The organism is Phenylobacterium sp., assembly GCF_044371015.1.
In the GTDB taxonomy this organism is placed as follows: domain Bacteria; phylum Pseudomonadota; class Alphaproteobacteria; order Caulobacterales; family Caulobacteraceae; genus Phenylobacterium.
This window is the reverse complement of sequence record NZ_JBILUK010000243.1, coordinates 1-4,671: the sequence shown is the minus strand read 5'-3', so window position 1 is coordinate 4,671 and position 4,671 is coordinate 1. Positions and strand designations below refer to the sequence as shown.

The 4,671-nt window shown below is 65.7% G+C and carries 5 protein-coding genes; 2 read left to right on the top strand and 3 right to left on the bottom strand.

All coding sequences use genetic code 11. From position 1 onward, the window contains the following. Positions 1–55: 55 nt before the first annotated feature. Entirely contained in the window at positions 56–928 is an 873-nt protein-coding gene (locus ACIQ3R_RS15460) for a MaoC/PaaZ C-terminal domain-containing protein (RefSeq protein ID WP_397419752.1), read from the top strand. A 6-nt stretch (positions 929–934) separates the two neighbouring features. Here the strand turns inward: ACIQ3R_RS15460 and ACIQ3R_RS15455 are convergent, their stop codons facing one another. Further along, complete coding sequence (locus tag ACIQ3R_RS15455) at positions 935–1,852, bottom strand: SDR family oxidoreductase (RefSeq protein WP_397419751.1); 918 nt, start codon at positions 1,850–1,852, stop codon at positions 935–937. 28 nt (positions 1,853–1,880) lie between these two features. Further along, a complete protein-coding gene (locus ACIQ3R_RS15450) occupies positions 1,881–3,089 on the bottom strand; it encodes an acetyl-CoA C-acyltransferase (protein WP_397419750.1) in 1,209 nt (402 codons plus the stop codon). Between the two features lie 169 nt (positions 3,090–3,258). Here ACIQ3R_RS15450 and ACIQ3R_RS15445 point away from each other — a divergent pair, with 169 nt between their 5' ends. Then, the gene (locus ACIQ3R_RS15445; RefSeq protein ID WP_397419749.1) at positions 3,259–3,831 is read left to right on the top strand and encodes a TetR/AcrR family transcriptional regulator; all 573 of its coding nucleotides are present in this window, start codon (positions 3,259–3,261) and stop codon (positions 3,829–3,831) included. Here the strand turns inward: ACIQ3R_RS15445 and ACIQ3R_RS15440 are convergent. Next, a partial coding sequence (locus ACIQ3R_RS15440; RefSeq protein WP_397419748.1) for a class I adenylate-forming enzyme family protein occupies positions 3,821–4,671 on the bottom strand: 851 nt, incomplete at its 5' end. The two genes, ACIQ3R_RS15445 and ACIQ3R_RS15440, sit on opposite strands and share 11 nt — an antisense overlap.

Sequence of the window (4,671 nt, the reverse complement as noted above, 5' to 3'; positions counted from 1 at the left end):
AAACGGTTGTTCAGCTAAGACGCTTTGAGGCCTTTCTATCTGCGCGAGAACAATCATGCCATTTCCGACCGAACGCGTCGGCCTGCGCCTGGCGCCGCTCGAGAGCACCCTGACCCCTCGCTGCATTCTGGCCTACGCGGCGGGGCTCAGCGCTTCGGAGCCGGCTTTCCTCGACGATGCGCGGGCGGATGGACTTGTGGCGCTGCCCTTCCAGTGCGTGTCTCCAGAGTGGCCGGTTGTCCTGTCCTTGCGGCACATGTTGGACGACACCCTGTCTCCGGAAGAGGCGCGGCGGGGCGTGCACGCGATCCAGGATTCCACCTTCCACCGGCCCATGCGCCCGGGGGACCGCCTCGCCACAGAAGGTCACCTGGTGTCAGCTACGGCGATCCGCGCCGGCGTCCTTACTGTGTGTCGACTCGAGACCCGGTTGCAGGGGAGCGGAGAGCTGGTGACGACGACCTGGACCAGTTCGATCTATCGCGATGTCGCCCTGTCCGGCCCGCCGGCAACCCTCGAAGAACCGCCCCCGACGCCTAGGATTTCGCGGCCGGGCGAGGATGCGGTCGTCGAACGGCTGCACATCCCCCGCGAGATGCCACATGTCTATTCCGAGTGCGCCGACATCTGGAATCCGATCCACACCGAGCGGCGTGTGGCGCTGGCCGCCGGCCTGCCCGACATTATCCTGCACGGCACGGCCACTTGGGCGCTGGCGGGGCTGACGATCCTGCGCCGTCACGCCGGGACCGACGCCTCGCGCCTGCGCCGCATCACCGGCCGCTTCTCAGGCATGGTGATCCCCGGTGAGGACATCTTCATCCGCCACGCACCGGGCCCAGAGGAGGGCCAGGTCCGTTTTGAGGTCCAGACCGCCTCGGGCGCTGTGGCGATCAGCCAGGGTCTGGCCTGGCTGGACGCCGCGTAGTTGAGGTCAGATTGGGTCGGTGGGAAACACCTGCGCCGTGGACTCCAGACCGTAGAGGTCTCCTGAGAAGGCCGGGAACCCCTGGTCGATCAGGGTTTCCGGCGTCCATCCCTCCAGGCGGGCCACCGTCCGGATCGGACGGGGCTGGCTGAACAGGATCACTTCATTGCCGCGTGCGCCGAAGATCTGGCCGTTGACGCCGGACGCCGCTGGTGCGGCCAGCGCCACAGCCAGCTGGGCCACCTGATCCGGCCGCATGGCGTTGCGAATGCGCTCGACGCGGGCAAGCTGGGCCTCGTCGCGGATTGGGATGGTGTCGATCATCCGGGTCCACGCCCATGGCGCGATAATGTTGGAGCGGACTCCCTTGGCCGCGCCTTCCATGGCGAGCACTCGCGACAGGCCCATCACGCCAAGCTTTGCAGCGGCGTAGTTGGCCTGGCCGATGCTGCCGATCAGGCCAGAGGTCGAGGTGAACAACACATAGGCGCCGTCTCCCTGGGCCCTGAAGTGCTCAACGGTCGCCCGCGCCACGTTGTAGGCGCCGCGCAGATGGACCGCGATCACCGCATCCCAGTCGGCGTCCGAGGTCTTGTGGAACATGCCGTCGCGCAGGATGCCGGCCGGATTGATCACCGCATGCAGGCCGCCAAACACTTCCAGCGCTTGGGCGACCATGCCGCGTACGGCGTCCATCTCAGAGACGCTATGGGAGTTCGCCACCGCCTCGCCTCCGGCGGCGCGGATCTCATCGACCACGGCCTGAGCGGGTCCGGCCGAGCCCTCGTCGCCGCCGGCCACGGAACCCCCGAGGTCGTTCACAACCACGCGGGCGCCGGCGTGGGCGGCGGCCAGCGCACAGGCGCGTCCGATCCCGTTTCCGCCGCCGGTCACCAGCACTACACGCCCGGCCAACACGCCCATCACAAGCTCTCCGTCTCGCTTTGTCCGACTAGGAATAGATCTCGATCAGGCCAGCGGCGCCCATGCCGGACCCGACGCACATCGTCACCACGCCCCACTTGGCCCTGCGCCGCCGCCCCTCGAGCAGGATGTGGCCGACGCAGCGCGCGCCGGTCATGCCGTAGGGATGGCCGACGGCGATGGCGCCGCCGTTGACATTGTACTTGGCGGGATCAATGCCCAGCTTGTCGCGGCTGTAGAGACACTGAGAGGCGAAGGCTTCGTTCAACTCCCACAGGTCGATGTCCTGGACCTTGAGGCCGTGACGTTCGAGCAGACGTGGCACAGCAAACACGGGCCCGATGCCCATCTCATCGGGCTCACAGCCGGCGACGGCGAAGCCACGGAAAGCGCCAAGGGGTCTCAGGTCGCGGCGCGCTGCCTCGCCGGCTTCCATCAGGATCAGTGCGGCCGCGCCGTCGGACTGTTGGCTGGCGTTGCCGGCGGTCACCGTCTGGCCAGCTGCGTAGCGCATGCCACCGCTCAAGACCGGCTTCAGCGACGCCAGTCCCTCGGCTGTGGTTTCCGGCCGATTGCATTCATCGCGATCGAGCACGGCGTCGACCATACTGACCTGCCCTGACGCCTTGTCAGCCACCGCCATCTTGACGGCCAGGGGCACAATCTCATCGGCGAATAGGCCGTCAGCCTGAGCTTGCGCTGTGCGTCGCTGGGATTCCAGGGAGTAGGCGTCCTGTGCCTCGCGGGTGACGCCGTAGCGGTCCGCAACCACCTCGGCCGTCTCGATCATCGACATCCAGACCTCGGGCTTTGCGGCCATCAGACCTGGCTCTGTCAGATGATGACGGTTCATGTGACCGCCGAGCTGGACAAGGGAGATCGACTCCACGCCTCCGGCCGCGACGATGGGAGCGTCCTCATTGCGGATCCGTCCTGCGGCGACTGCAACGGCCTGCAGGCCTGACGAGCAGAAGCGGTTCACCGTCAATCCCGAGGTCGTGACCGGACAACCTGCCTTCAACGCCGCAGTGCGCGCGATGTCGTAGCCGGTGGCGCCTTCGGGGTGTCCTGAACCCAGGACGACGTCCTCGACCTCTCCCGGCGCGATGCCAGCCCGGGCGATGGCGTGGGCCAGGGCGTGACCGGCATAAGTGATCGGATGGGTGGCGTTGAGGCGACCCTTCAGGGACTTGCCCATGCCCGTGCGCGCGGTGGAAACGATGACAGCTTCACGCATGTATAGCCAAACTCCAAATTTGCCTGAACAATAGTTCAGTCTCGCGGCGCTTGCAATCCAGGCGGCCCTTGCGGAGGGCGGCCGAACCTTCGATGGTGCGGCGCGGAATCCGGGCCTGGGGGATAATGTGGCGGCGGTAAATCAAGTAAGCCAAGACGGTCGAGAACGGTTGATCCGCGAGGCGTTCGTGCTGTTCGCCGAACGAGGCTTCGACAGCGTTACGGTGCGCGATATCGCCGCCGCCTCAGGCGTCTCGGTTGGGTTGATCAACCACCATTTCGGCTCAAAGGACGGCCTGCGGGAGGCCGTGGACGTCTATTTCATCGGCCAGTTCGAGGACGCGATCACAGGTGTCGCGCCTCAGCAGATCAAGACCGCGGAAGACCACGCCACGATCATCGACCAATGGATCGAGCGCCACGAGGCGGACTGGCCGACAATTGTCGCCTATTTTCGTCGCGCGCTGCTGGAGGAGAGCGAGTGGGGCTACACACTCTTCCAGCGCTTCTACGGATTTGTGCAGAACTCCGTGACCCGGATGGACGTCGATGGCCAGATCGCCCCGGACGTGGACCGCCTGTGGCTGCCGTTCCTCTGGATGTACATGGAGATCGGCACCATGGTGTTCGACCCCTACATCAAACGCGCGCTGGGCAAATCCGGCTATGACCGTGAGCTATGGCGCCGCCGCCACAGGGCCTACATGTCACTGATCCGGCGGGGCGTGGCCCCTAGGCGCTGACCCCGGCGCGCGCCTTGAGGGCCAGCTTGTCGATCTTGCCATTGGGGAGCTTTGGAAGGTCTCGCTCCAGCGTAATGGCTTTTGGGATCTTGTAGTTGGCGATGCGCTCCCGGAGGAACGCAATGATAGCTTCCGGCGTCGTTTCGGCGCCCGGCGCCAGCTCGACGAAGGCATGCCCGACTTCCTGGAACGTCGGATGTGGAACCGCCACCACGGCGGCGAGATTTGCAGCCGGATGCTCGCAGATCGCCTGCTCAACCTCCACCGGATAGACATTGTAGCCTCCGGACTTGAACATCTCTTTCAGGCGGCCGGCAAAGATCACATTGCTGTCTTCACGAAGCACCCCCAAGTCGCCCGTCCGCAGGAATCCGTCGGCAGTGAATGCGGCGGCTGTCGCCTCCGGATTCCGGAAATAACCGCTCATGATGTAGGGCCCGCGCACCTGGATCTCGCCAGTCTCGCCGACAGCCGACGCCTGACCGGTCGCCGGATCGGCGATCCGCAGTTCCCCGCCGGGCAGCACCTCGCCGATGGTCTCGGCCATCACTGACAGCGACGCCCCCGGCGCTGTGCGGGTGATGATTCCGCAGGTTTCGGTCTGGCCGTAGACGTTGGAGAGGATCAGGTCCGGCCGGGCGAACTTCTCCAGCGTACTCTCGGCGGTGACCGCGCCTCCGAACACGATCAGCTTGGTGGACCCAAGTCGTCTGGCCATGCCGGACGGCGACTGCAGCATCATCGCGAACCCTGTGGGCGAGGACACGAGATAGCTGGGCTTCTCGACCGCGCTGATCTGACCGATGGCTTCGATGTCCACACGCGGGTGGAAGATGATGC